We start from the raw sequence: 26,520 nt of genomic DNA on the forward strand, positions 1-26,520 counted from the left end.
TTAGCTTACTAACAAAAAAAACGGAGGTGGCTTTTAGACACTCTCCGTTTTTAGATTTTTAATATGTATTTTCCTTTATATCTGTCTCATCGGAAGAAACTGTACTACTCAAATATTTTTTGAGCTATTAATTCAGCAACTTGACTATTCCCTATAATCCGTTATTAACGCATTTCTAAAATATCTATTCCCTTCCCCTCAATAAAAAAGTCTTCAAATGCCTCTGCAAATTTAGTAGCTTCTTCAAAAAAATTTCCATCACCTGCTCCAACAACATATAACCCTATCCCTTCTTTCCCCTTGCCATAATAATACACATTACCACCTAAATCTGTAGCAAAAATCAGTCCTTCCTTAACATCTTCTTTAAAATAGTGATAATTGTCATCCACATTAATAATATCTTTAACATAGAGAAAGTTTATAACTATTGATGTACCCTTAATCTTAAATCCATAAATGATCCCCTCTTCCAAAATATCAATTAACATTTTAGGTAGCGGTATTTGGGCTAATTCAGCAACTTTTTGTATGTCTCCTGGCGTCACCTTAATCCGTTGCATTTCACTTTCCTTATATAAGCTTACAAATTGGCTGTTAAGCACAGATAATAAATTCATTTTCCCCCTCCTTAAGGACATCTTTCTTTATTTCTATCTCAAATTAATCTCCCCCTCTTCTTCTAATGAAGAGATTCGGATCGCATTGGACTTTGCTTTATCATATTAGTTTGTTATCGTAGATTTGTTGCAAAAGGGTTCGTCCGTAATTAACGATGATCTCAGCGTTATTTTGAGTACCATAATATATATCGGCAATCGCCATTTTGATACAGCAAATTTGGATTTGTTCCTTTTTGTCTTTTAACACTTCTAGCCCATATCCACTAAAAAAAGCATTCATCGCTACTTTGTTATCTACAAAATATCTTTCAAATAAGATCGAAAAGTGATCCACATCTATTCCCCATAACATATTTTCAAAATCAATCATACCAGTTACATTCCCGCTTGCATCCACTAACCAGTTACCAGGCGTAGAATCCCAGCTTATAGGAACTGGCTTAACATGCTCAAAAACCTGAATATTGTGAAGTGCCCACTGAGCAAGCTCTATTTCCATAGGCGTCAATAAGTTTTGCTCCTCACAGCGATTAAACGTTTGTTGAATTGAGTCGTAAACATACTTAATTGGATTTTTGCTAGGCGAAAGGTCAATAGGGTTCCCATTTAGATCAGGACGACCAAACCATGCTCCACTCTGTGAATCATGTAGTATTTTTATTAACTCCCCAGCTTGGTGATAGGCTTTTGTAGTTGCCTTTATATCTAAATCTGCCTCTCTCATAATGACACCATCAATAGAAGTAATTAAAATGGCGTAGAGTCCTTCTTGCTCAAATATATCAATTAATTTAGGGACATAGGATTTTAATGGGGGTAACCAGTTCGTATAGGCATAGACTTCGGGGGACCATCGTTCTTTTCGACTAAAAGTTTTTAAGTAATAACAGCTTTTATTTATATCTGAAGAAATTTTCCATACTCCAGTTCTTAAACTATTGGGTCTATAATTAGCTAGGATTTGAAATGGTCCGATACAGTTTTTTATAAATTCAGAAAGTTGAGAATCCAATACATCTGTTTTTAAATGATTGATAATATCACCCTCTAATCTAAATTTTTTGTTTTTCTAGGTCACTGCCGTAAAGGATTTATTTCGCAAAATAATCATATCAATTTCATTAGTTAGTTAAAGTTAGATTTTGTACATTGATGGATGATAAATGATAGAAAATTTCAAATGCATTTTAGCTACAGCTTGCCAAATAGAATTAAACGGAGGGGGAAAATAAAAAACCTTAGGGACTCCCTCTCTATTTATTTCTATTTGATATGGTTTTATATCATATTTCACACATGCCCACTTTTATAAGCTATACTATATAGGTTACTACTTATTTACTTATACGCTAACTTTTTCCTTTTATATATAAGACAACACGAATTAAACTAGCCAACATCACACAACTCATTGCTACAATATTTAATATTAATATAGACTGTTCTTGATCTGTATTTAAAGAGTTAATTAATACACCACCTGCAATAAAAAACAATAGCAAATCCATGTAAAATAATATTCGTTTAAATGATAGCGGCTTGTTAGTTCGATTTTCTTTCATTTAGAATCCCTCCTAGAACATATTTTCAATCTATTCGCGGTTTTAATCTCAATATACCTATGATTTTAAATTTTAGCAAAAACTTCAGCAAATCTACTAAATATAAATTAAGCAAAAATACAAACTGAAAGAAGGATATAAATGCGCAGATTTATGATGATATTTTTAATTTGTTCAATATCAATATTAAGTGGATGTAATTCTAAAGAAAATGACAATGGGGTGGTAACAGATACATTTACGACTACAATAGTGACTTCAGAAGAAGATCAGCAATATGTTGCTAAAATATCTTATTCCGCAGTATTAATAAATAAACGCGAAGAGGCAATTAGAATTATTGAAGTCGAACCAGTTTTAAATGAGTTAATGGCATCAAAGATAGATGTACTTACATCCAAAATAGTTAACTTAAATGTTCCCAATCAAGCAAAAGTAAAAATTGTAGATGATTTTGTGTTGCAACCAAAAAGCACCACACCAAAAGAAGCTTCTAAAGAAGAAATATTTTCTGGGCTTAATCTAAAATTGGATAATGGGAAAATAGTGTATATCGATCTTTAAAATTTTTTGGACAAAAGTTAATACAAACAGCATAAAATTAATTTATATTTATAATCTAATCTCTATACAAAAAAGCCATCTTTTTCGCCCAAAAGATGGCCTTTGTCCGCTTACTCGTCCGTTTTTATTTTCAATGCCAATTTCCTTATCTCTTCTTATAAAACTCATGATACAGCTTCATTAACGCCCTTTTCTCTATCCGAGATACATAGCTACGGCTAATCCCCAGCTCCTTCGCGATCTCTCTTTGCGTCCGTTCCTCGCCACCCGCTTCAAGCCCAAACCTGCCAACGACTACCTCTTTTTCGCGATCATCCAAAATATCTAGGTTTTGATATATTTTACTTTTCTCCATTTTAAGCTCAACTCAGTCTGCAACCTCATCAGTTTCTGTTCCTAAAATATCTATAAGGGTTATTTCATTAACATGTGCATTGTAGACGTATTGAAATAACCCAAAAATAAAAAAACACCTCCTAGAGCATCCTCGTTTTCACAATTACAATGAGGTATTCTCCTGAAGGTGTTTGTTAATCTATAGCTTATGCTTCTTATGTCTCCAAAGAAAATAAATACACATAAAAATCATAACTATGGTTGGTAAAATGATCGGCTGAGTTATATTGCCTATGGGCAACGAACCAGTAAAGAATGAAAAACCTATAATCAAAATTAAAAGAAATAGAGATACATTAAGTATTAAAAACAATTTAATATTCTTATTTTTTTCTGGAAATATATATCTAAAGATGATAAAGCCAATTATAAATAAAACAAAAAAAAGAAATTCAACCCTCGTGGTCCATCTACCTATTTGTTCAATAGATTTAAAATCTTGTTGAGTTAGATTACTCTTCGATAACCAAAAATTGGATTTAGTGACTCTATAATGCTCCAAAAAAATATAAACACAATAGCATATGATTATCATAACTGAATATACAGTAGAGCCTAATTTCACAAAAGTTCTATTGAAAAGGTTCCTCTTAATAAAATCCAACTATGCCCCTCCCTGCTGATAAATATCTTTATAAGTGAAAAACTATTTATTGTCTGAGAACGATCTAACAATGTAATTTAAAAACAATAATATTTCTATAATGAGCAGCGGATAAAACCACATGTATTCTCTTTCAAATCCTGTAAGTAATATTCCAGATAAAGTTATCATACCCGCATTCTCAAAGTTATGTTTTTTAAATCTGTGCTTACTATATCGAAAAATCAGCACTCCAAAAATAAATAGATGTAAAAGGCGACTGAGTACTATTAACAATATTCTTCCCCCCAATACAAATAATTCTAAATTGTAACTTAGAGCCGTTCTCACGCTTTTAGTTACTTTAGGCACTGAAGAGAATGCTATGCCGCCACAACTGTACCATCGATCCCCCTTTTACTTCCTATTCGTATTATAATCCATCCAGTATTAGGTAGGGACAAAATCACAAAAAAAGACCATCTTCTTTAATAAAAGAAAATAGCCTCTTAATATATCTCCATACTTCTTTCAGATCTCAAAGACTTTAACACTCATTACCGCGTTATCTCTTCTTATAAAACTCATGATACAGCTTCATTAACGCCCTTTTCTCTATCCGAGATACATAGCTACGGCTAATCCCCAGCTCCTTCGCGATTTCCCGTTGCGTCCGTTCCTCGCCACCTGCTTCAAGCCCAAATCGACCCACAACTACCTCTTTTTCGCGATCATCCAAAATATCTAGGTTTTGATATATTTTACTTTTCTCCATTTTAAGCTCAACTCGGTCTGCAACCTCATCAGTTTCTGTTCCTAAAATATCTATAAGGGTTATTTCGTTACCCTCTTTGTCAGTCCCAATTGGATCATGAAGCGATACATCCTTGCGGGTTTTCTTTAACGATCTCAAGTGCATCAAAATTTCATTTTCAATACATCTCGCCGCAAAGGTTGCTAATTTTGTACCTTTATTTGGACGGAAGCTCTCAATGGCTTTAATTAATCCAATCGTACCAATGGAAATAAGATCCTCTAAATCCTCACCTGTGTTATCAAATTTCTTCACAATATGGGCTACCAGCCGCAAATTATGCTCCACCAACAGGTTTCGGCTAATGGGATCCCCCTCAGCCATACGCTCTAGATGTAATGCCTCTTCCTCTTCCGTTAAGGGTTGGGGAAATGCATTGTTTTTCACGTACGATACAAGTAATGTAAGCTGTTTAATGAAAAATGCGATTGCACTGAACAATCCAGGCATTTTTAAAGCCACCTCCCGCACATGTACAATGAACTCGGAATAACTCTTGCTGCTCCTAATCGTTCACGGTCATCTTATTGTATGTGGGCGAGAGCCTAGAAGTGCATGTACGGGGGAAAATAAGTGTGATTAATATAAAGAATAGCCCTGTAAAAAACAAAAAAACCTCCTTATAGCTTTGAATAAAGCTATAAGGAGCTATCCCGCTTTGTTACACGTACAACATGCAAAATAAAATATAACAATTCATCATTGGTTAGCTTCATTTCATATAAGTTCTCTAAATAGTTCTGGATTCTCAAACAACATTCATAAGCGTCTGGATATTTAGAGATGATCTGCATAAATAAGAAATCGTCTTCCTCTGAATGTACTTGTGCTCTACTTTTAACTCTACGAATAAAAAAGTTGAGATGGGTAACAAAACGAGAATAATTAAGTGAGCTTTCGTCAATTTCAATTTTAAAATGATATTTCACGATATTCAGTACATTTTTAATAATGTGCGTATTCGCTACTAAAGAAGTTACTTCTTCTGTGTTTTGCGCATTTACAAAATGCATCGCTATGAAGGCGGCTTCATCTTCTTTCATTTGAATACCTTCATAATATTTAATTAAGTCTAATGCCTTTTTAGCCACAGCATATTCTTTTTGATAAAACCTTTGAATTTCCCACAACAAAACATTGTTTAAAGGCTCATTTTCCTTGTACCTATGAATAGCGTAATTGATGTGATCCGCTAGTCCATTATAAATGTTGTTGTTAAAGGTTGTGTTTAATTCTTCCTCAGCCATAAGAATAATTTTGTTTGCGAGTTCAATATGATGAATAGGAATCTCGTTGAGAAGCTTGGTGAACATGGTCATATTATCCCCAGCATCAGGAATAAAACGTTTATCAACAAGTTTTTCATCAATAGGATCACTTACCTTTTTACGATAAGCGAGTCCCTTCCCAATCAAAATGTATTCTACATAATTGTCATCTTCAGCTAACACTATGTTGTTATTATATATTTTTTTAATTTTCATTTTAAACGGCCCCCAGTGTTATGTCTAAAGTATGGCTAATCTGGTGTCCCGTATGGATTTGTTGTTAGTTATTCCGAAGCAAAGAACGACCATTACTTTCTATTACCTGCTTGTACCAATAAAATGAATTTTTACGGTAACGCTCTAAGGTGCCCTTCCCATGTTCATCTCGATCAACATATATAAATCCATAACGCTTCTTCATTTCAGCAGAGGCTGCACTAATCAAGTCTATGCATCCCCATGAGGTGTATCCAAAAACTTCTACTCCATCCTCAATCGCTTTTTCTACTTCAACGAGGTGATCGTTGTGAAACTTAATGCGATAACCATCTTCAATTATCATATTACCCTGTTCGTCTTTTTCTAAGACATCAATCGCCCCGAGCCCATTTTCAGCTACAAATAAAGGTAATCCAAACATATCGTAATAATGATTTAAAATATACCTAAGCCCACTTGGATCAATCGGATAATTCCATGCTGAGTAATTGACATAAGGATTAACTAACCCTCTTGAGATATTACCTGAAGCTTGCTGATAGCTACTTTCATCTTTGGCAACGGTGCGACTATTGTAATAACTGAAAGAGATAAAATCTACTGTGTTTTTTAAGATTTTACGATCTTCTTCTGTAATTTCAAGCTCAACATTATATTTTTTAAATATTTTTTTAGCGTAATAAGGATATTCTCCCTTAGTATGAACATGAACAAAATAAGTGACCTCTTGCTGATCCTCAAAGGCATGCATAACATCTACGGGATTACAAGTCATTGGATAACGGGGGGCAGAGGCAACCATACAACCAAATTTGAAATTAGAGTTAATTTCTCTTCCGATCTTTGTCGCTAATGCACTTGCTACCAACTGATGATGTGCCGCTTGATACAATTCTGATTTAGTTAACTCTGACTTTGGCGTCAGTATGCCACCCCCAAGCAAACCAGAGTGAACCGTAGTATTAATCTCATTAAATGTAATCCAATACTTTACTTTATCTTTATATCGCAAAAATACCGTTTCACAATATTTAGCAAAAAATTGAACACAAGCTTTACTCTTCCATCCATCATATTTTCTAGATAAATGTAAAGGAATTTCATAATGAGATAAGGTAACTAAAGGCTCAATCCCATATTTTCTACATTCATCAAATACTTGATCATAGAAAGTAAGGCCTTCTTCATTTGGCGCTGTATCATCCCCATTCGGGTAAATACGAGACCATGCAATGGACATTCGAAATACTTTAAAACCCATCTCTGCAAACAGCTTAATGTCTTCCTTATACCGATGATAAAAATCGATTGCAACAAGCTTTAGATTATCTTCCGTTGGCTCTTCTGTAATTGAACCAAGCACACCTTTTGGCATAATATCTTGAATAGACAATCCTTTTCCGCCTTCTAAATAAGCACCTTCACATTGATTAGCGGCTACAGCCCCGCCCCATAAGAAATTTTCAGGAAATGACATTCTAATACCTCCAATTCATTTATAAAATCACACCCCATCTATTTATGCTTTTACTCATAAAAGAGGGGTGTGTATATGCGATTTAGATGACCGTAAGTAATGTTTCTTTTTGTTTAATCGTCGGTTCTGAAGTTTCAACCACATCAAGATAGTCTATGGAATTGGTAACAATAATCGGCGTAGTAATTTCATAACCAGCCTTTTTAATAGCTTCGAGATCAAAAGTAACTAGTGGATCACCAATTTGAATTTTATCTCCCTCAGCTACATGTGCTATAAAATGCTCTCCCTTTAGCTTGACTGTATCTACACCGATATGGATAAGGAGTTCAACACCGTCAACAGATTTAATTCCGATAGCATGTTTTGTCTTATACACTGCATTGATTTCACCCTCCACTGGTGAAACTAATTTACCATTAGTAGGAATGATCGCTACACCTTTGCCCATCGCACCTGATGAGAAAGCTTCATCATCTGTATCTTTAAGCTTAACTACCTTTCCTTCTAATGGAGCTTGAATATATATTTTACGAGTTAGCTGTTGTTGTGTAGGTGAAGACTCTTTTGTTGGAGATTGGCCGTCAACTAATTTCCCCTGAGTAACAACAGGGTCTTTGTAGAAAATAAACGTTAACACAAAACCTAAAACAATGGCGATCACTGCTGTAATAATTGCATTATAAAATGATCCGATATCATTAACCCCAATGTAAATAGGTAAAGAGAACACATTTGAAGTTCCTGCTGACCACGCCTTAATTCCACTTATTCCACCATATAAACCAGCTATAGCACCAGCCGCCATCGTTGTATATAGTGGAGTTTTCAACTTCAATGTAACCCCGTATAGAGCTGGTTCTGTTATTCCACAAAAGGCACTAATTGAAGTAGAAGATGCTAACGATTTAAGGTTCTTATCTTTCGTTTTTAAAGAAACAGCAAGTGTAGCGGCTGCTTGAGACATATTAGATGATAGCATGCCTGGAGTTAGGAAAGTACCATATCCAACTGATGCACGTTGAATGGCTTGAGCCGAACCCAATGCATAGTGCATACCCGTCATAACAAGTAATGGAGCAAGTCCACCCACCAATGCAGGAACTAACCAACTCGCATAGGTGTTAATAAGTTGGAAGAACTGTCCAACGTAGTTACCGACAATAACGCCAATCGGTCCAATTGCAATTAAGCCAATAGGTGCAACAATAAGAATAGTTAACATAGGAACTAAAAAGATTTTCACTGCATCTGGAGATATTTTTTTCGCCCACTTCTCAATTACAGATTGGAAGTAAACAATCATAATAATCGGAATTAAACTTGAGGAATACGTTGCTAAAGTGATCGGCAATCCTAGAAAGGATACGGGATCACCTGCTGTTTTAAGTCCAATAAGTGTGGGATGTAGCAGCATTCCTGCAAAAATCAGAGAAATATAAATATTTGTATTTAATTTTTTTGAAGTAGATACTGCAAAGAAAAATGGCATGAAATAAAATACGACGTCACTAATCATAAACAAAATAACATAAAGCTGTGAATCCGTAGTTATCCATTTTAAAGCAACTAAGACCGCAAGTAATGCCTTAATCATCCCCGCTCCAGCTAATGCACCAATGATTGGCTGAGATATACTCGCAATGATGTCAAACAACATCGCAATCGGGTTTTTCTTCTTGCCTTTTACTTCATTATCACTAGGCTCACTTTCTTTGATATCCACAGTTTTTGTCATCGTATTAAATACTTGTTCCACATGTGGACCAATAATAACTTGAAATTGGCCCCCTTTATTCACACATCCAACTACACCTGATATATTTTTGACTGCATCAATACTCGCCTTACTGTCATCCTTGAGATTAAAGCGTAATCGTGTCATACAGTGGGTCACTCGGCTAATATTTTCGGAACCACCAATATTTTTTAAAATATCCTCTACTAATTGTTGGTGTTTCATATGCTCACTCCTCGTATTCTTGACAATAGAAATAAAAAATACCTAAACTCAAATAGGCAGATATCAACACTGCGCTAAAAGAATTTAGGTATTGCCCGCTTGTGGCGGTTACAATCCTTTTGTATTTAATTTTATAAAATAATTAGTTCTAAATAAAGTTACATTTGATTTGCTAGCAAAAATCATACATGTATAAGCTTATAAATATAATGTAACCGCTTCATAGAAAATAGTCAATATAAAAACAATTCAATTATTTCCTAGTAAAGATTTTATTAAAATTTTAAACGCTATCCTATTATAACTTCTTATCAAGATACATTAGTGCAATCAACTCTAATCCATGCTGAAGAAACAGTACCATAAATATATAAGAGGCCGCATCTGCAATACTAATAGAATTTTGAAAAGGATGAAATAAATCTACACCCAATATAACTGCAAGTACTACTGTAATTAAACCTTGATACCAATATATGACTCTGCTCGCTTTATTCTGAATGAATTGCCAGCGTTCATCATTTTTATATTTTATGCTTTTATTAGCTTTGTAAAATACATTACCAAAAAGTCCTAGACCCAATACAACAAGCACAACTGCCATTACTATTTGATAACTAAACATTTTCCTCATCCTCTCTCATTGTAAATACCTCATTAATTGATACATTAAAAGCTTGTGCAATTTTAAAGGCTAATTCCAGCGAAGGCGTATACTTATATTTCTCGATGGAGATAACCGCTTGTCGGGAAATCCCAACTTGCTCTGCTAAATCTGCTTGTGTCCAGTCACGTTCAGCTCTCAAAACTTTAATTCGATTTTCAATCAATGTAATTCCCTCATTCCAAAATGTAATCAACACGTTACACTATGATTGTAATCACCTCATTACATTTTGTCAATAAAAGGAATAAAAAATAAGTCATTTCCTAGAAAGAAAAAAAGACTAACATAAGTTAGCCCTCTTGTTTGGTCATCCCTTTGCCATATACCGCCGTTTAAACAACACAACTCCCAACAGAAAGTAAAAAGCAGATAAAATTATAAGCACAATCAGCTCTGGAACAACACTATAAAAATCAGCATTTTGAAGCAATATTTTATTCATAGCATTTACAGCATCTAATGTCGGCATCAATGACAGTAATTCGATCTCTTTATCCATGATTGTAAATAGTTTAATCGGGGGGACTTTAAAGAAAATACCTGCTAAAAACATCATAGGTGTAAGTACCACGTTGCCTATAATAAATGCTTCTAATGAGGTTTTACAAAAAGCAGCAATCATCAATCCGATTCCGATCGCAGAAAACGTAGCAATGAGACTCACTACATAAGCAAGCAGAAACGAACCTGATGTGTGGAAGCCTACCAACATACTCGAAGCAAATACAAGCGGTAACATTATTGCCGCTAACACCATTTGTGCTAAACTAATTCCCCCACAAAACTCGATTGGTTTAGTTTTAGCTAATATAATTCGTTGAATAGTTCCATTTTCAATTTCCTTCGTAATCATCATCGCGCTTAAAATCATAAGAAAAAATACTGAAAACACAATTAAGCCTGGAGCCATGTTATCAAACTCTGATTTGACCTGTATTTGCTGGAATCCTGTATGATCATATACAATTTCGGTCGGATTTTTGACCTTTACATTTTCCCATACAAAGCTATGAATTTGATTCTCCACAAAGCTACTAATTAGGTTATAAGTTAGGTTAGAGGGATTGCCCGAAATAACGATAGCCGCTTGACGATACTGAGTAGCACGACTTGAACGACTTGAACTACTAGAATCAATAGAATTATTAGAGCTATTAGAGCTATTAGAATTATTAAAGGCACTCATACTACTTTTAAATGAATCACTAAAATTCGCTGGAATTAAAAGATGTGCATCGTATTTTTGCTGTTTAATTGCCTTATCAAAGGTTCCCCGTTGATTATCAACGATTACGGTTTCGAAGATTTTATTTCCATTCGGATATTGACTAGTTTGTATATTTTGAATCAGAACATTTCCCAACGTCCCTTGATCCTTATTTGTAATTCCAAGTGTGTATGTATAAAAGCCTTGTCCAAAAGCTAAACCAAAAATCACGATAAAAACAATAGGGGAAAGGAGGGTCAAAATTAAAGCTTTATAATCTCTAAACTGCTCAATCATACTTTTTTTGAAAACAGCGATTAATTTCATTCTCTTAAGCTCCTTCCAGTCAGCTTAATAAATACATCCTCCAATGTACTTTGTCGTAAGCTAAACGTTATAGGAGTGCCATATTGTGCCTCAGCTTTTTGAAGTATTTGCGGAACAAAGGTCCTAAGATTAGTGCCTGTGACTTTAATATACTTGCCCTCTAATTGAATATGATAATTCGAAGAATCCCACCGCTCAATTGGAGGTAGCTCCTCTAAATACTGAATTTCTAAAGTTTCCTCTGGACAAATTTTCTGCTGTAGCTTAGCTGGTGTGTCGCACAAAAGTATTTTGCCTCTGTCCAAAATTGCTACCCTCGATGACAAACGCTCCGCCTCATCCATGTTATGTGTCGTTAATAAAATCGTTTTTTCTCCTGCTAAAGATTTAATAAAATCTCTCACTAGCACTCGGCTTTGCGGATCAAGTCCTGCCTCAGGCTCATCAAATATAACAATTTCTGGATCATGCATCACGGACATAATTAAGTGCAATCTTCTCTGCATACCACCAGAAAGATGTTTAGCGAGTACCCTTCTTTTTTGAGATAAGCCAACCAATTCTAACAAAGTTAATGCACGAGACTTTATTTCCTTTTTGCTCATTCCGTACATGCTTCCTACAAAATGTAGCTGTTCCTCACAAGTGAGCAGAGGCCAAATTTGTACATGTTGAGTACAGACACCTATTTTATGAGTGGGGGAAAGTCCTTGGTGATGACTGGTAGAATTAAACTTGATGGTTCCCTCATCCATCCCTAACATACCACTAATAATATGAATCGTTGTTGTCTTCCCTGCCCCATTAGGCCCAAGCAAACTAAAAATTTCACCTTGCATCACATCGATAGAGAGATCATCAACAGCCTTAAAGTCACCAAAGCTTTTACTTAACGATTTGATTTCTAATGCAACCTTGCTCATATCCCTTCACTCCCAGCTCATCACCCATTTACACAACATTCAAAATAACATAATATTCAACTAAGGCGTATCTGACAAACCTTATATTCTATGTAAAATGTAATTTTCCTTTTAGTGTTAGTCAGCCTTAATAATATAAATGGTTAGTTTCATAAATACTATGACAAATACTATTATTCGAATTCAGCAAATAAAGGAGTTAATTACGTGCAAAAATATATCGCACTACTACGTGGTATCAATGTTGGTGGCAAAAATAAAATTTCCATGCCGGAACTGAAAAAGGCTTTTGAGGAAATTGGATATCAAGAGGTGACTACGTACATTAACAGTGGTAATGTTATATTTTCAAGTAGTCATGAGGATCAAGTAGAAATCAGAGGGAAATGCGAGCGAGCGATATCGGAAAAATTCAACTTAAACATTACTGTCACTATCATCTCCGTAGAAGATTTATCTTCAGCTTTAGATCATGCTCCAACTTGGTGGGACACCAACCCAGAGTCCAAGCATAATGCTATTTTTGTAATTCCGCCTGCGACTGCAATAGAGATCATGGAGCAAGTTGGCATTGCTAAGCCAGAATATGAGCAAGTAGATCACTATGGACAAATTATATTTTGGTCTGCTCCCCTTGATACGTTCTCAAAAACAAGATGGGCTAAAATTGTGGGCAAATCTGCTTATAATCATGTCACAATTAGAAATGCCAATACGACAAAAAAGCTAGTGCAGCTGTCTACCTCTAAGCCCTAGCCTCAAAAAAATCCACACCCATTAAGTGAAATACACTTAAAAGGTATGGATTAGTTTTTTTATTTAGAGAGCATTTCATTTCTCACTCATTCAACTACCCTTGCAGCTTCCGAAATAACTGATAAGTCCGCTCTGCAAGCGTTGAAATAGCAACCGGATCAAAACCGATAAGATCAGCATAAAGCGTATCATTAAGTGGTTTTGTCCAATTTGTAGGAAGTTGATTAGCACCCAATTTTGCTCCCATAATGGAACCTACAGTAGCCCCATTACAGTCTGTGTCCATCCCGCCATAAACGGAGGTGACGACCGCCTTCTCGAAATCGTTCCCACCATACACAAGCGAAGCTACAACTAAAGCTGCATTGTTGTTGCTGTGCACCGCATCATAATGACTAAACTCATCCCAAATTTTGCTCACAAGCTCACGTTCATCTTTTGCCTTATGGGCAATTTCAATCCCACGTTGTACATCTGCTGCAAGACGGCATGTCGTAGGAATTTCGCTAAGTCCAATTTCGATCATTTTTTCATTATCCTGCTCCACAAATGCTGCTGCAATCATCGCGGAGTAAAACATAGCTGAATAGATCCCGTTTTTAACGTGAGAAAAGGAAGCATCACGGTAAGCTAGCTCTGCCGCCAGCTCAGGTCGTCCTGCTACACCATAAGCAAGTGCATCGACACGAATTGCCGCTCCAATCCATTCACGATATGGATTTAAGTGCATTCGTACACGCTCTTGACGTTTCTCCCAATCTGCAGGTTTGTCACCATGTAAATGAGATGTCTCGTGCGCAAAATTCAAATAAGCTTGCGTCTCCGCTGTACATACCTGACTATAAGTCAGACGGCTATGCCATAGCTTTCCGATATCCCATGAATCAAAATTCAAACCTTTTTCTTCTAGCAACAATAAGCCCAAAATGGTATAGCGCAAGTCGTCGTCGCTTTCCATATATTTGATTTTGTCAGAGGTGCTTACAAATGACCAATCACTTAGTTTAAGACCATATTGCTCTTCTGCGCGGGAATGCCCAGGTGTATACCCTTTGATGGGCCAAGCATCCGCACCTTTAAACCACAACTCTATATTTTCCCAACCTGGACGACCATCCTTACCATAAAGGTAATCCCAATACTCAAGTGGTTTCCCAAGTGCACAACCTACAGAGCGACCTAACCAAGCCCCATAAAACTTATCTTGCCACTGCGCTTCAGTGAAGTTCGCCACAAGCTCACGTGGTCCCTCCGGTCTTAACGCTCTAATTTCTTGGAATGTAGATGGTTCTTGAAATGGAAAATCGTCTGCAATGGGTAAAGCCATCAATTCATAATAAATTTGCATCAGCTTCGCTTCATCTTCACCAGCTTGTGCAAGCTTTTCTGGAAAACCATCGACGATACAGCCCTCTTCCTTACGCTGCATCAGCTCAAAAAACAACGTTTCCTGCAATCTTTCCCAACCAGCCACAGCTATTCTCCTTTCGGAGCAGTAAGTTGCTCGTCCAAGCGTGCTAATGCATCAAACAATAGCTTCATAAATGCTTCTCTATCCACATCCACTAATACCTGAACATTTGGGGCAAAATCTGGTTTTTTACGTTGATCCGCAACGGTCATTCCTCTAGTCAACTTTCCTTCTGTCTCTACGGTTACATATAAATCTTTTGACGTAAACAACTCAGGCGCAAGCAGCCAAGCAACCGCGCATGGATCATGAAGTGCATTACCTACATAACCCATCTTCTTGCCATAAATCGAATAAAAATCAAGCAGTTCACCAACCAACGTTGAGACAGGTCCCCGCTTTTTCAATTCCTCAATTTCATCCTCAAAAATAGCTGCTTTATCCGTTACATCTAAGCCACTCATCGTAATCGGGATGCCAGATTCGTATACAATTCGTGCTGCCTCTGGATCCACATAAATATTAAACTCAGCTGTATTCGTCACATTGCCGTAGCCAACTCCGCCACCCATTAAGGAGATACGTTCAATTTTTTCCTTCACCTCTGGATATGCCGTAATTAACAATGCAATATTCGTCAGTGGCGCCAGTGGAACAAGCGTAATCTTTTCCTCCGACGATCTAATAATATCGAGCATAAATTCAACTGCACCTTGCTCTACGGCACGATACTTGCTTGGTGGAAGTACTGGACCATCCATGCCTGATTCACCATGTGCCTCTTCACCCGTTACCAGCTTGCCAAGTAGTGGGCCTACAGCCCCTTTTGCCACAGGAATATCAGCATCAACAAAGCTTAATATTTTCAGTGCATTATCCGTAATTTTATCTAAAATTTGATTACCACCTACAGTAGTAATTCCTCGTATATCTAACAAATCCTTATGGGCATAAGCAAGCAATATCGCAATCGCATCATCATGCCCTGGATCACAATCTATAATAATTGGTGTCGCCATCTCAATGTCACGCTCCTCGCTAGTCTCTACCTGTCGTGTGTGCTCTGCTAGTTATTTAGCAAGCGGGCTTTTTAGCTTTCTATTTTTTTTACGTGTTTCACTTACAGCATAGATTATTAAACCAAATACGGTTGCTACATAAGGTAAGGTTGCAATTAACTCTGCGGGTATCTTCAATACTTGGAATGCATTCGCTAATGCATCGGCCGCACCAAACAACAATGAAGTTAAGGCTGTTCCCACCGTTGTGCTACGTCCCATTGACTCAGCTGCTATCGCGATCCAACCACGTCCTGCAACCATATCTCTGGTAAACAACGATAAGTAACCCATAGACATATATGCACCACCTAAGCCAGCAAAAAATCCACTAAGCAATAACGCAGTATACTGAATTTTTATAACACTAACCCCTACAGATTGTGCCGCATGTGGGTTTTCACCTACAGAACGAATTCGTAAGCCCAGTGGTGTACGCTTAAGCATATAATAAACAACAAACACTGCAATAATGGATAAGTAGGTTAAAATATGGTGTCCTGAAAAAATAGGTCCTAATACTGGAATATCCTTTAGCAGTGGTATATCGATACTCGGTAAAACCTTACTTGGCAAAGAAGTAGATGACCCTTTATCCCCACTCAATAAATAAAGTAGAAATACAGTCCCTCCCGAAGCAAACATGTTAATCGCTATCCCACCAAGAATAATATGCGTTTTAAATTTCAAGGTAAAGAAAGCAAGTAAGCCTGCAATTAAAGTTCCTGCCATCACGGCACCAAGTAAACCAATCCATGCACTTTGCGTATAGGCACTAATAATGACCCCCGCCAAAGCAGATACCAGCATAATCCCTTCCATCCCAATATTGATAATACCGGCGCGATTCGAGATCAATGCGCCTAAGGCAGCGAACAAAATTGGCGTAGTAACCCGTAACACAGAAAAGGCAAAATCAGTTGTAAAAATAACATTTAATAAGCTATCTAAACCACTCATGACTCACGCGCCTCCTTCAGTAGCATCCGGTTTTTCCAGAACTTCAGGAATTGCTCTGCTGAAATTAACAAAATAATGACCGCTTGGATAATCGAAATCATTTCCGCAGGCACATCAGACAAACGAGCCATAAGATCTGCTCCAATCCGAATATAAGCTAAAAACAACGCTGAAGCGATAACAGACAAAGGATTATTTTTTGCCAACATGGCAACTAAGGCTCCATCAAGTCCATAACCAGGTAAGGCGGTCCACTGGAAGCGACTGTACATCCCAAGCACCTCGACTGAACCTCCCATCCCTGCAATAAAACCTGCAATAAGATGGACGAGAATAATTACCTTTGCTGTTTTCATCCCAGAGTACTGTGCAAACTTACGGTTAGCTCCCGTCATACGTAGCTCATAACCCCATTTGGTTTTATAAAGAAAGTAATGAGCAAGTACGATAAGGATCAAAACGATAATTAACCCAGTATGAATACGTGTCCCTGGAATAATTTTATCCAGCAATGACGTTTTCTCAAATTTAAACGAAACATTGGCAAATGCCTTCGCATCACGTAATTGATAATTTAATAAATACAAGCCAACCCCAAACAAAATATTGTTAAACATGAGGGAAGTAACGAGCTCATTAGCATTCCATTTTGCCTTCAATATCCCAGGAATTGCTGATAAAATGGCACCTACAATCGAACCGATCAAAATGGCAACAATCGGGTGTAAGAAGCCACCTAACGACCAATGAATCGCAATTGCTGAAGCGACCACACCTGAGAAATAGAAAATACCTTCTGCCCCCAAGTTAAACATGTTGGCACGAAATAATAAGGAAACAGCTAGTCCAGTAAACATTAGGGGAATTGCCATTTCAATCACATTTCCGATATGTCCCTTGGAGTTTAGCGGCTCAAGCAAAAAAATACTGATCGTTTTTAAAGGATTTTCACTAACAAGCGCAATAATAAGAAATGCAATGACAAGTGCAATCAAAATAACCGCTGCTGTGCGAATAACCTCAAAATATTTAGACTTAAACATGGTTCATCGCCCTCCTGATGTCCGCTGCATCCTGCCGTTTACTTCCTAGCATGTAAAGACCTAGCTCCTCTTCACTCATGCTTGACGGATCTTCAATATAAGCAACAATTTGACCTTCATACATCACTAACAAGCAATCACTAATTTCTAGCACTTCATTTAAATCTGCGGATAAAAGCACAATGGCTCCTTTGTTTTCTCTTAGCTCTAACAGCTTTTGATGGATAAGCTGTGCCGCACCAACATCGACCCCACGTGTAGGCTGTTCTGCAATTAAAAGCTGTGGCTCTGTCGAGCATTCCCTAGCAACAACCACCTTTTGCATATTCCCACCGGATAACATCCCAATTTGCTGCTTAGGTCCTGAGCATCGAATTTTAAAATCCTCGATTAGCTTGGTTGCTAAGCTTGCTATTCGTGAGCCACGAAGGAATACTCCATTATTTATCGTTTTAGAACGATAATGTGTGGAGATCATATTATCAGAAATACTTGCTTCACCCGCGGAGCCTTGAGACATCCGATCCTCAGGAATATAAGAAACACCAAGGTTACGTATATTTAAAATGTTAGACTCTCGGATCTGTGTTCCATTGACCTCCACTGTCCCACTGCTAGTGACACCTACCAATCCACCCGTTAAGGCTTCGACAAGTTCACGTTGACCATTGCCCTCAACACCAGCAATCCCTACAATTTGTCCACCACGAACAGAGAAATTAATATCTGATAAAAGCGGTTTACCTAGCGGATCATTAACATTTAAGTTGTCCACTGTCAGTACAGGCTTTTGAATATCCAATTTCGGCTTATCATATTTCAGCACTACATCTCGTCCAACCATTAGTCTAGAAATTTCTTGCTCTGTTACATCCGCTACCTCAAACACACCTTCACTACGTCCACCACGTAAAATCGTAATTCGATCACAAATCGCTTTAACTTCCTTCAGCTTGTGCGAAATAAATACGATCGTATGACCATGCTCCTTGAGCTGTTTTAACTCTCGGAACAATTCTTCTGTTTCTTGCGGGGTTAATACAGCAGTTGGCTCATCTAAAATTAAAATTTTTGCCCCACGAATAAGTGCCTTTAAAATTTCAACCTTTTGCTTCATCCCTACTGTTAAATCTTCAACCTTTGCTCTAGGGTTCACGGCTAAATTATATTTACGTGCGGTTTCCTCTGTCATCTGAATCGCTTCAGCATAATGAATCCCAAACCCTTTACGTGGCTCCATTCCTAACACCATATTTTCAGCGACAGTAAATGAAGGAACTAACATAAAGTGCTGGTGCACCATCCCAATACCACGATCAATTGCATCTTGTGGAGATAAAAGTCTAACCTTTTCTCCATAAATATAAATATCGCCTTCGCTTGGCTCTTCCATCCCAAAGATCATTTTCATTAATGTTGATTTGCCTGCACCATTTTCACCTGCAAGCGCATGTATTTCACCTTCACGTAATGAAAAGCTAACATCTCGATTCGCCACAACACCATTGGGATATACTTTTGTAATGCCTCGCATTTCCAGCAAAGGGGTTTCCATGTTCAGTCCACATCCTTCTAGCTTGAAGTTTCGTAAAAAAATGCAGCTTAAAGTCCCTCTTAAATGAAGGACTCCTTGCTGCGTTTCATTTATACTGATTGCAACGTAAAGCATAGGATGCCTTCATTACAATATAATGAGTCAAGTAGTTATAGCTTTATGGCTTAACTGCGTTACGAATTTTTTCAATTTCAGCAGTTTCCATACCCATTGCATTATCTACTTTAATTTCTTTTTTGATCAATTTTAGTTTAACTTCTTCAATTTTTGCTTGAATGTCTTCTGGGAAAGCACTTTTGTAAATTTCATTTTCTGCAAGACCTACACCATCTTCTACGAAGCTAAGTACATCACGTTTACCCATTTCAAGTGTACCTTCTTGCAGTCTTTTCACAGCGCCTAGAATCGCCATATCAATTTTTTTAATTGCTGAGGTTACAATGAGGTTTGCCTTTTCAGGATCTGTTTGCTTTAGCAACATCCCTTGGTCAGAGTCAACCCCAATTGCATATTTTTTCTTTTCCTTCGCAGCATCGAAAATACCTAGTCCCGTTCCACCTGCTACGTTAAAAATAATATCTACACCAGAGTTATATTGAATGAGGGATAACTCTTTGCCTTTGGCTGGGTTAACAAAATCTCCTGCGTAAGAAACTGCAACCTTCACATTAGGATCAACATATTGTGCACCTTGAATGTACCCAACAAGGAATGCGTTAATGCCCGGAATGTCCATTCCACCTACAAAACCAATTACATTGTCTTTATTTGCATTTGGCATAGAAGACTGAGTCGCATAGGCTGCTGCTGCTCCTGCCAAGAAAGAAACCTCATTTGTCGCATAAGTCATGCTGTATACGTTAGCTGGAGCTTCTTCAATATCGGTATCATAGTTAATAAATTTTTTGTCGGGATTTGCTTCTGCTGTTGCATTAAACATTTCGGTAATTTCAGAGCCACCAGAAATAATGATGTCCCAGTCTTGAGATGCAATATCGTTGTAGGTTGGCTCCCACTTTGTTTTGTCTGCTCCCATTTCAATAACCTTTGTTTCAGCACCAAGAAATTCCTTTACTTTTTGCAAGCCGCTGTTTGCAGCATCAAAAAATGATTTATCTCCAAGTACACCTGGAATAAGCAATACAACCTTTAATTTTCCTTCTTGCTTCACAGCACCGTTATTTCCTTTGTTGTCTGTTGCAGCTTGATTTCCACCTTTACCTCCACACGCAGTGACCAATACCATGACCGCAGCTAACAATAAAATCAGCATATTTTTTTTCATCTCTATTGTCTCGCTCCCTTTTTGTAGTTTATTGCCAAAATTGCGTTAAAGACGTATTGAAAAATTTGTAAAACCATCCTAACAATCGTGTTTTCTGATTATTTTCAGAAAAAAACGTACATTTCATAACACTTTCATGGAAATAAACAGTCGAATTCCGAACATGGTGGCCAATCCAGTTGAAAAACTTCCGTTTAATTGATAAGATCATAACAAATATAGCTGCAAAAAATTATATGATTTCGGTCAATTTTTTGCACGATTCGGCTAAATCATCTGATTGATCAAATAGATTTTGTCGAATCAAATCATTAATTGTCGGAGGTGTCACGTTATGGATCGTGTATTATATATCGTAAATGCTGTGCATGACCCTAATACGTATATTCCACCTCACCAGCATGAATGTTATGAGCTTGTTTATTATGTTAGTGCGTTAGGCTCATCCAATGTAGGGACGAGAAATTTCCATTTTCGCTCTTCCTCCTTTGCGCTTATTCCGCCTGGCTTCAAGCACGATGAAAAACATACACCAGAAGCAGAGGTGTTATTTATCGGCTTCATTTGTGATAATAAAAGTCTTCTTAATCTTGCCGGTGTTCATGATGATGATAAGGAGCATACCGTGTATCAAACGTTGCTACGAATGAAGGGTGAGTTTCAGCGTAAGCGTGAAGGTTTTACTGAGCTCATGAATCTCCAGCTTGGCGAAATTCTTGTTCATTTACTTCGAAATGTAGATAAGGGGCTGTCACCTTCTCCTGCTGAGGACCGCATTCAATATGTCTTAAATTATATGGACGAGCATTATCTGCAACGATTAACGATAGCCAGCTTGGCTGAATTGTCTGGGTACAGCTACGACCGTTTTCGACATGTATTTAAAGAACGTTACGCGTTGTCTCCTCTACGATATCTTTTACTAAAACGTCTAGATTATGCTAAATCGTTACTTCGCCACACACAGCTTCCCATTTCTGAAATTGCTTCTGTGTCTGGGTTCGTAAATGATGCGCAATTTTGCAATATGTTTAAAAGAGAGGTTGGGCTAACCCCTCGTAAATTTAGAACAAACAATAAGGGACTGGATCCGTTATAGCTTGCGGACAGTCCCTTGCTACATTAATATAGATTCAAAAAGCAAAATAACATTAGATGTTGCTTTTTGCGTTCCGACCGAGAGGAGATAAACCTTTGTGTTTTGGCATAAAATTGATACACACCATCAAAAAATCGTAATGCTCCTAATGATCTTTGTAGTCCTACTTTCAAGCATTATCGTACTAAGTTATAGCAATTATTTTCTATTAGGTGATCCCCTTCGTCCAAATAATGATGATGTGAAATACATCCAATCTGCTCGTTTATTTTTAAATGAAGGTGTATTAGCCTACAATACAGGCAATTTACCATCTGCTTTTATTATGCCAGGCATGACTTTAGTTTTGGCAGGCTTTATGAGCATTTTCGGACAAGGTGAGGCAGCAATCATTGCTTTTCGTTTATTTCAGGTGTTGGAGCAAGCGTTATGCATCTATTTAATCTATTGGTTAGGTAAACGATTTTTTAATGTTCGTGTAGGTGTTATTGCAAGTATTGTAAGTGCTTTTTATTTACCAGATTACTTTACGGCTGGCGTTATTTTATCTGAAATGACATTTCGTACATTGTTACTACTATTAATCTGTGCAACCGTAATTGCACTAGAACGCAAGCAAGCTATATGGTACATGTGGATTGGGCTTATTGTTGCTCTTGCCGCCTATTTGAAGCCACAAATCAGTTTATATCCAGCCATTTTACTCTTACTTTGGTGGAGGGACCGTCTGCCTTGGCGTCAGATGATCAAATTTATATGTCTACTTGGAGCTGTATATATCGTATGTTTATTACCATGGTGGATTCGAAATTATAACGTCTTTCATGAGCTGATTATTTTCACAAATTCGGGTGGAAGTCCGTTTTTATTAGGTACTCGCATTTATAATATGATGCCACCAGCCGATTTTTTTGCTGCTCATCCACAATATTCTCCTGATACGTTGTTTAATGGTGCAGACAAAGCTGCAATTGCTAAGGGGAAAGATATTCTGATATATGGCTTTACTCATGAGCCACTTAAATATGTTTATTGGTACACAATAGGTAAACTAGTAGATTTGTATATGCAGCCTTTTTATTGGAAAGCTATTTTCGGAATTAGCATTCCTGTAGTGTATGTTCTACAAATTATTTTAACTAGTGTTAGTATTGTAGGGATATTTAAGACAGTTCGCAATCGGGTGACAGGCTTGCTTCCGCTTTATTTAATTCTAATTTATTTAACGGGAATTTATATGCCTTTTATCGCCTTTAGCCGTTATGGTTACCCTAATATGTCATTGTTAATTTTATTTGCTGCATATTATGTAGTGCAAAAGAAGGATAAAATAAAAAATAAGCCTCCAATGCCAATAAGCATCTGATGATAGCTCGTGACTTTGGAAGACTTATATGAATACAGCAAAGGCAAAAAGTTGGTAAATAGATGATCTTAAACGGATTTTCAGATAAGCTCTACATCGTTTGATAGGCAATACGGCCATTGACCACTGTCATTTGAACCTGAACATCTAATAGCTGATCAGGGTGATCCAACTGAAGTGGATTATCATTAATGACAGTGAAGTCAGCGGCTTTTCCAACCTCAATCGAGCCACGGTCATCCGCTTCATTTACCGTTGCGGCTCCCCCCATTGTAAATAATGAAAGCGCTTCGGATATACTTAACTTTTCAAGAGGTAGATACCCTTCCTCACTTTGAAACTGAAATTGTTGATTTTGTGAAGGTTTTTTTCTTGTTACTGCCGCATGAATTCCTAAAAATGGATTTAATGGCTCAATCGGTGCATCACTTCCACCCCCACAAATGAGACCTGCGTTCAGCAGCTTCCGCCAAGCATATAAATACTCAGTACGCTCTGCTCCTACTCGATCTAACACCCATGGAAAATCGCTCACAACAAAACGAGGCTGAATATCTACAATGAGTGGCAGCTTTTTCATTCTCTTAATCAAGTCTTCATTTAACACCTGCGCATGAATAAAACGGTCTCTCAAAGGAATATCAGGTGAAAGTGGACAATTTTCCATCGCAGTGAGCACCATCTGGGCTGCTCCATCGCCAATCGCATGTACAGCAATAGGAAAGCCAAGCTTCCGTGCCTGTGTAGTGAGTTCCTCCAATTCCACTTGACTATGAATCGCTGTACCCGTTACCTCAGGCATATCACTATAAGGCTGCTGTAAAAGCGCTGTTCTCGCACCAATTGCTCCATCCGCAAATAACTTAATTGCCCCCATCTTAAACCACTCATTACCGTTACCAGCCTTAATGCCTAGCTCCTTAAGCTCTTGCATATAGGGATGATACAATAGTTGATGGGTACGAATATAGATTCCTTCTTCGTGTAGCTCCTGATGAATACGATGCATCGTGTCTACACTACCAATAAAGCGTAAATCCTCCGTATGCACACTAGTAAGTCCAAGCGATAAGGCATCAAGGCAAGCACGTTTTATAATTTCCTTTTTGGTACTATAATCGGGCTCTGGTTGTGCCTTAGCAAAAGCAAAATGAGCTTCCTCATATACCATCCCATTTAATTTTCCCTGTTCGTCTCGTCCGAAGGAGCCCGAAGGAGTGTCCTGTATGTCCTGATTAATACCAGCAAGCCTAAATGCAACCGAATTGCCAACATAAGCATGAAAGCAAACTCGCGTTAAGAAAATGGGATGCTCCATCGTAATGGCATCCAGTTCAGACATATGAGGCAATTCAGGTTGTCTAAACTCATTTTCATTCCAATTAAGTCCAACAATCCATTGTCCTGCTGGTGTTTTTTGTACTTGCTCTCTTACCATAGCTAACATTTCAGACTTTGAAGTAACGCCACTAAAATCTAGCATACTGAGCTTCATCCCATGCATAGACAAATGCATATGAGAGTCCACTAAGCCTGGTAATACCACACCACCGGCTAAATCAACAGTTTGATACACTTTAGCACCTAGTTGGAGTTTTAAATCAGATTTAGTCCCGATCGCAGCAATCTTTCCTTGCTCTACATAAATAGCATCAACAAAACTGCTAGCAAGCTTACTCTCACCACAGAGCATTGGAAAGATTCCGTTTATATATAAAGTTCCTGACATCTTACTCTCTCCTAACTTGTTATACTAAAAACCACAAAAGCTGACACCTCTCACAGAGTAGCGTCAGCTTGTACTTGCTTGGATTCATTTTTTGCATGTAGCCCTGCTAAAAATGCTTCTATATTATATTCAATACTATCTTCAATTTCATATATCATTCCAAAGCTTCCTTGTTGCTCTAACGAAGCAAATCCATGAAGCAAGCTACGAAAACCTCTAGCCGCATGTAATGCTTCAACATTATTTAGATGAAACGCCCGTTGGATCGTAGAAGTAATCAAGGAATTAACGCCATCTCCTGCATGGCGAAGCTCCTCATCCTCAGCACCTGGCGCATACAACATCGCTTCATATAGGCCCGGACGTTCTCTAGCAAAAGAAAGATATGCCTTTGCCATATGAATTAGGGCAATATCCTCCTTTTGATCTTTAGATGCAAGAACTAGAAGCTCCTCTAATTGCTCTAAGCTATCTAACGCCATGACTTTACGTAAACCATTTAAACCCTCAATATGATTATACAAAGAAGGGGGACGAATCCCTAACTTTTGTGCTAACGAAGTTAAGGTTACCTCACCTAGCCCTTTTGCGTTTGCGATCTCTTCTGCTGCTTGTAAAATAACACTAATTTTTAATCCTGTACGTGGCGACATCCTGTTCTCTCCTTCTTAAACTTTTTCATGAATCAGGATTCATCCTCGCTAAAACTCATACGATATACAGGTTTATTCTCTAGTCCTCGTATCAATGGTGTCCATACTTCATGTTCTGGTAGTGCCCCAAGTGCATCCTCTACCATTTGTAGCTTGGCATCAAGTGCATCAATATGATGTAAGGCAACAGCTTCAGGTAATTGTGGTTGTACAGGACTTCCCCATTCACCTAAATTATGATGCGATAATACAAGATGCTGCAAGGCTAACACTTGGTTCGAAGCTAAATCAATATCAAGCTTAATCGCTGCTTCTGTAATCCAAGTTGCCACCATTGCAATATGCCCAATTAATTTACCAGGAGTACTGTACTCCGACACAATCCCATATTCAGCAAGCATTTCCTCTGGCTTTGCAATATCATGCAAAATGATACCTGACAACAATAAATCTTTATTTAAAAATGGGCGTTGCTGAGTCAGAAACTTGCCTAATTCTAACATACGTGCAGTATGATACGCTAATCCACCAAAATAATTATGATGATGGCTTTTTGCTGCTGGATAATGAGCTAACTTATCCCCTATTTTATCTAGGCAAAATTGTACAATGCCTTTCATTATATCATCATTAATTTGATCGGTTGTCATTTTAATGATATCTACCAATTGATCCGAAGGGATCGGCGCAGCACTAATAAAATCGGTTAGCGTTATACCTTCTTCCGCTTTAACGGGTCTCATTTGAATAATTTTCACTTGTAGGCGCTCACGATACGTATGTGCAATCCCTTTAACCTTCACAAGCCCCATTCGAAAAAAAGTTTCTTTATCATATGATGATACATCCCATAACTTCGCAGATATTTGTCCAGTTGCATCACTTAACACAATATCCATGTAGTCTTTAGGGGGTGTATTATTCGTTTGTTTAATTTCTAATTCTTTTAGTAAGTAATATCCGATGAATTCTTCTTGATTCATCATTTCTTTAACTTTGGTCAAATGACTTC

Annotated in this window: 24 protein-coding genes and 1 pseudogene; 4 read left to right on the forward strand and 21 right to left on the reverse strand. The window is 37.5% G+C overall.

What is annotated here, in order from left to right:
* Positions 1-164: 164 nt before the first annotated feature.
* The 3 genes from ABE099_RS10940 to ABE099_RS10950 form a co-directional block, all read right to left on the reverse strand.
* A complete protein-coding gene (locus ABE099_RS10940) occupies positions 165-620 on the reverse strand; it encodes an SMI1/KNR4 family protein (protein WP_430030208.1) in 456 nt (151 codons plus the stop codon).
* 100 nt (positions 621-720) lie between these two features.
* Complete coding sequence (locus ABE099_RS10945) at positions 721-1,635, reverse strand: phosphotransferase (protein ID WP_430030210.1); 915 nt, start codon at positions 1,633-1,635, stop codon at positions 721-723.
* 337 nt (positions 1,636-1,972) lie between these two features.
* Entirely contained in the window at positions 1,973-2,185 is a 213-nt protein-coding gene (locus ABE099_RS10950; protein ID WP_430030212.1) for a hypothetical protein, read from the reverse strand.
* A 141-nt stretch (positions 2,186-2,326) separates the two neighbouring features.
* Between ABE099_RS10950 and ABE099_RS10955 the strand changes: the two genes are divergently transcribed.
* Positions 2,327-2,749 carry a hypothetical protein gene (locus tag ABE099_RS10955; protein ID WP_430030214.1) on the forward strand — a complete coding sequence of 141 codons (423 nt, stop codon included), beginning with the start codon at positions 2,327-2,329 and terminating at the stop codon, positions 2,747-2,749.
* A 145-nt stretch (positions 2,750-2,894) separates the two neighbouring features.
* Here ABE099_RS10955 and ABE099_RS10960 read toward each other — a convergent pair.
* From ABE099_RS10960 to ABE099_RS11000, 9 genes and pseudogenes are all read right to left on the reverse strand, one after another.
* A pseudogene (locus ABE099_RS10960) lies at positions 2,895-3,173 on the reverse strand (sigma-70 family RNA polymerase sigma factor); the annotation flags it as partial.
* 1,120 nt (positions 3,174-4,293) lie between these two features.
* The gene (gene sigK / locus ABE099_RS10965) at positions 4,294-4,992 is read right to left on the reverse strand and encodes an RNA polymerase sporulation sigma factor SigK (protein ID WP_430030217.1); all 699 of its coding nucleotides are present in this window, start codon (positions 4,990-4,992) and stop codon (positions 4,294-4,296) included.
* Positions 4,993-5,180: 188 nt separating this feature from the next.
* Positions 5,181-6,026, reverse strand: a complete 846-nt coding sequence (gene licT, locus ABE099_RS10970) for a BglG family transcription antiterminator LicT (RefSeq protein ID WP_430030219.1) — start codon at positions 6,024-6,026, stop codon at positions 5,181-5,183.
* 64 nt (positions 6,027-6,090) lie between these two features.
* Entirely contained in the window at positions 6,091-7,512 is a 1,422-nt protein-coding gene (locus ABE099_RS10975) for a glycoside hydrolase family 1 protein (RefSeq protein ID WP_430030576.1), read from the reverse strand.
* Between the two features lie 76 nt (positions 7,513-7,588).
* Positions 7,589-9,469, reverse strand: coding sequence for a beta-glucoside-specific PTS transporter subunit IIABC (locus ABE099_RS10980; RefSeq protein WP_430030221.1), 1,881 nt, complete (start codon positions 9,467-9,469; stop codon positions 7,589-7,591).
* A 298-nt stretch (positions 9,470-9,767) separates the two neighbouring features.
* Positions 9,768-10,094 carry a hypothetical protein gene (locus ABE099_RS10985; protein ID WP_430030223.1) on the reverse strand — a complete coding sequence of 109 codons (327 nt, stop codon included), beginning with the start codon at positions 10,092-10,094 and terminating at the stop codon, positions 9,768-9,770.
* Positions 10,087-10,299, reverse strand: coding sequence for a helix-turn-helix transcriptional regulator (locus tag ABE099_RS10990; RefSeq protein WP_430030578.1), 213 nt, complete (start codon positions 10,297-10,299; stop codon positions 10,087-10,089). The genes ABE099_RS10985 and ABE099_RS10990 overlap by 8 nt, the downstream gene beginning before the upstream one ends.
* 144 nt (positions 10,300-10,443) lie before the next feature.
* Positions 10,444-11,670, reverse strand: coding sequence for an ABC transporter permease (locus ABE099_RS10995; protein WP_430030225.1), 1,227 nt, complete (start codon positions 11,668-11,670; stop codon positions 10,444-10,446).
* Complete coding sequence (locus ABE099_RS11000; RefSeq protein WP_430030227.1) at positions 11,667-12,593, reverse strand: ABC transporter ATP-binding protein; 927 nt, start codon at positions 12,591-12,593, stop codon at positions 11,667-11,669. The genes ABE099_RS10995 and ABE099_RS11000 overlap by 4 nt, the downstream gene beginning before the upstream one ends.
* A gap of 207 nt (positions 12,594-12,800) precedes the next feature.
* Between ABE099_RS11000 and ABE099_RS11005 the strand changes: the two genes are divergently transcribed.
* Positions 12,801-13,349: a DUF1697 domain-containing protein gene (locus ABE099_RS11005; protein WP_430030230.1), complete on the forward strand. Its 549-nt coding sequence runs from the start codon at positions 12,801-12,803 to the stop codon at positions 13,347-13,349.
* Positions 13,350-13,443: 94 nt separating this feature from the next.
* On the opposite strand, the gene ABE099_RS11010 is transcribed toward ABE099_RS11005, so the two are convergent.
* From ABE099_RS11010 to ABE099_RS11035, 6 genes are all read right to left on the reverse strand, one after another.
* On the reverse strand, positions 13,444-14,823 hold the full coding sequence (locus ABE099_RS11010) for an ADP-ribosylglycohydrolase family protein (RefSeq protein ID WP_430030233.1): 1,380 nt from the start codon (positions 14,821-14,823) through the stop codon (positions 13,444-13,446).
* 2 nt (positions 14,824-14,825) lie between these two features.
* Positions 14,826-15,779 (reverse strand): nucleoside hydrolase, encoded by a 954-nt coding sequence (locus ABE099_RS11015; protein ID WP_430030236.1) that lies wholly within the window; start codon positions 15,777-15,779, stop codon positions 14,826-14,828.
* A gap of 51 nt (positions 15,780-15,830) precedes the next feature.
* Complete coding sequence (locus tag ABE099_RS11020; protein ID WP_430030239.1) at positions 15,831-16,778, reverse strand: ABC transporter permease; 948 nt, start codon at positions 16,776-16,778, stop codon at positions 15,831-15,833.
* Positions 16,775-17,821, reverse strand: coding sequence for an ABC transporter permease (locus tag ABE099_RS11025; RefSeq protein ID WP_430030242.1), 1,047 nt, complete (start codon positions 17,819-17,821; stop codon positions 16,775-16,777). Before ABE099_RS11025 ends, ABE099_RS11020 begins: the two co-directional genes overlap by 4 nt.
* The gene (locus tag ABE099_RS11030; protein WP_430030245.1) at positions 17,814-19,376 is read right to left on the reverse strand and encodes an ABC transporter ATP-binding protein; all 1,563 of its coding nucleotides are present in this window, start codon (positions 19,374-19,376) and stop codon (positions 17,814-17,816) included. Before ABE099_RS11030 ends, ABE099_RS11025 begins: the two co-directional genes overlap by 8 nt.
* Before the next feature lie 157 nt (positions 19,377-19,533).
* The gene (locus tag ABE099_RS11035; RefSeq protein WP_430030248.1) at positions 19,534-20,661 is read right to left on the reverse strand and encodes a BMP family ABC transporter substrate-binding protein; all 1,128 of its coding nucleotides are present in this window, start codon (positions 20,659-20,661) and stop codon (positions 19,534-19,536) included.
* Between the two features lie 334 nt (positions 20,662-20,995).
* Between ABE099_RS11035 and ABE099_RS11040 the strand changes: the two genes are divergently transcribed.
* Both ABE099_RS11040 and ABE099_RS11045 read left to right on the forward strand, forming a co-directional pair.
* Positions 20,996-21,760 carry a helix-turn-helix domain-containing protein gene (locus ABE099_RS11040; protein ID WP_430030250.1) on the forward strand — a complete coding sequence of 255 codons (765 nt, stop codon included), beginning with the start codon at positions 20,996-20,998 and terminating at the stop codon, positions 21,758-21,760.
* Between the two features lie 97 nt (positions 21,761-21,857).
* Positions 21,858-23,126: an ArnT family glycosyltransferase gene (locus ABE099_RS11045; protein WP_430030253.1), complete on the forward strand. Its 1,269-nt coding sequence runs from the start codon at positions 21,858-21,860 to the stop codon at positions 23,124-23,126.
* Between the two features lie 91 nt (positions 23,127-23,217).
* Here the strand turns inward: ABE099_RS11045 and ABE099_RS11050 are convergent, their stop codons facing one another.
* The 3 genes from ABE099_RS11050 to ABE099_RS11060 all read right to left on the reverse strand — a co-directional run bounded on the left by ABE099_RS11050 (position 23,218) and on the right by ABE099_RS11060 (position 26,512).
* Positions 23,218-24,819, reverse strand: a complete 1,602-nt coding sequence (locus tag ABE099_RS11050; RefSeq protein WP_430030580.1) for an amidohydrolase — start codon at positions 24,817-24,819, stop codon at positions 23,218-23,220.
* Positions 24,820-24,905: 86 nt separating this feature from the next.
* Positions 24,906-25,508, reverse strand: a complete 603-nt coding sequence (locus tag ABE099_RS11055) for a TetR-like C-terminal domain-containing protein (protein WP_430030256.1) — start codon at positions 25,506-25,508, stop codon at positions 24,906-24,908.
* A 32-nt stretch (positions 25,509-25,540) separates the two neighbouring features.
* Entirely contained in the window at positions 25,541-26,512 is a 972-nt protein-coding gene (locus ABE099_RS11060; RefSeq protein WP_430030259.1) for a 3'-5' exoribonuclease YhaM family protein, read from the reverse strand.
* Between the last annotated feature and the right edge of the window lie 8 nt (positions 26,513-26,520).

The sequence above is a fragment of the Paenibacillus turicensis genome, assembly GCF_050461185.1.
In the GTDB taxonomy this organism is placed as follows: Bacteria; Bacillota; Bacilli; order Paenibacillales; family Paenibacillaceae; genus Fontibacillus; species Fontibacillus turicensis_A.

Bases quoted from the DNA above. Each gene is read 5' to 3' on its own strand.
- ABE099_RS11030 (WP_430030245.1), bottom strand. From the start codon at position 19,376: ATGGAAACCCCTTTGCTGGAAATGCGAGGCATTACAAAAGTATATCCC.
- ABE099_RS11025 (WP_430030242.1), bottom strand. From the start codon at position 17,821: ATGTTTAAGTCTAAATATTTTGAGGTTATTCGCACAGCAGCGGTTATT.
- ABE099_RS11055 (WP_430030256.1), bottom strand. From the start codon at position 25,508: ATGTCGCCACGTACAGGATTAAAAATTAGTGTTATTTTACAAGCAGCA.
- sigK (WP_430030217.1), bottom strand. From the start codon at position 4,992: ATGCCTGGATTGTTCAGTGCAATCGCATTTTTCATTAAACAGCTTACA.
- ABE099_RS10985 (WP_430030223.1), bottom strand. From the start codon at position 10,094: ATGTTTAGTTATCAAATAGTAATGGCAGTTGTGCTTGTTGTATTGGGT.
- ABE099_RS10980 (WP_430030221.1), bottom strand. From the start codon at position 9,469: ATGAAACACCAACAATTAGTAGAGGATATTTTAAAAAATATTGGTGGT.
- ABE099_RS11035 (WP_430030248.1), bottom strand. From the start codon at position 20,661: ATGAAAAAAAATATGCTGATTTTATTGTTAGCTGCGGTCATGGTATTG.
- ABE099_RS10940 (WP_430030208.1), bottom strand. From the start codon at position 620: ATGAATTTATTATCTGTGCTTAACAGCCAATTTGTAAGCTTATATAAG.
- ABE099_RS11050 (WP_430030580.1), bottom strand. From the start codon at position 24,819: ATGCTCTGTGGTGAGAGTAAGCTTGCTAGCAGTTTTGTTGATGCTATT.
- ABE099_RS10995 (WP_430030225.1), bottom strand. From the start codon at position 11,670: ATGAAATTAATCGCTGTTTTCAAAAAAAGTATGATTGAGCAGTTTAGA.
- ABE099_RS10955 (WP_430030214.1), top strand. From the start codon at position 2,327: ATGCGCAGATTTATGATGATATTTTTAATTTGTTCAATATCAATATTA.
- ABE099_RS10950 (WP_430030212.1), bottom strand. From the start codon at position 2,185: ATGAAAGAAAATCGAACTAACAAGCCGCTATCATTTAAACGAATATTA.
- ABE099_RS11040 (WP_430030250.1), top strand. From the start codon at position 20,996: ATGGATCGTGTATTATATATCGTAAATGCTGTGCATGACCCTAATACG.
- ABE099_RS11020 (WP_430030239.1), bottom strand. From the start codon at position 16,778: ATGAGTGGTTTAGATAGCTTATTAAATGTTATTTTTACAACTGATTTT.
- ABE099_RS11015 (WP_430030236.1), bottom strand. From the start codon at position 15,779: ATGGCGACACCAATTATTATAGATTGTGATCCAGGGCATGATGATGCG.
- ABE099_RS11000 (WP_430030227.1), bottom strand. From the start codon at position 12,593: ATGAGCAAGGTTGCATTAGAAATCAAATCGTTAAGTAAAAGCTTTGGT.
- licT (WP_430030219.1), bottom strand. From the start codon at position 6,026: ATGAAAATTAAAAAAATATATAATAACAACATAGTGTTAGCTGAAGAT.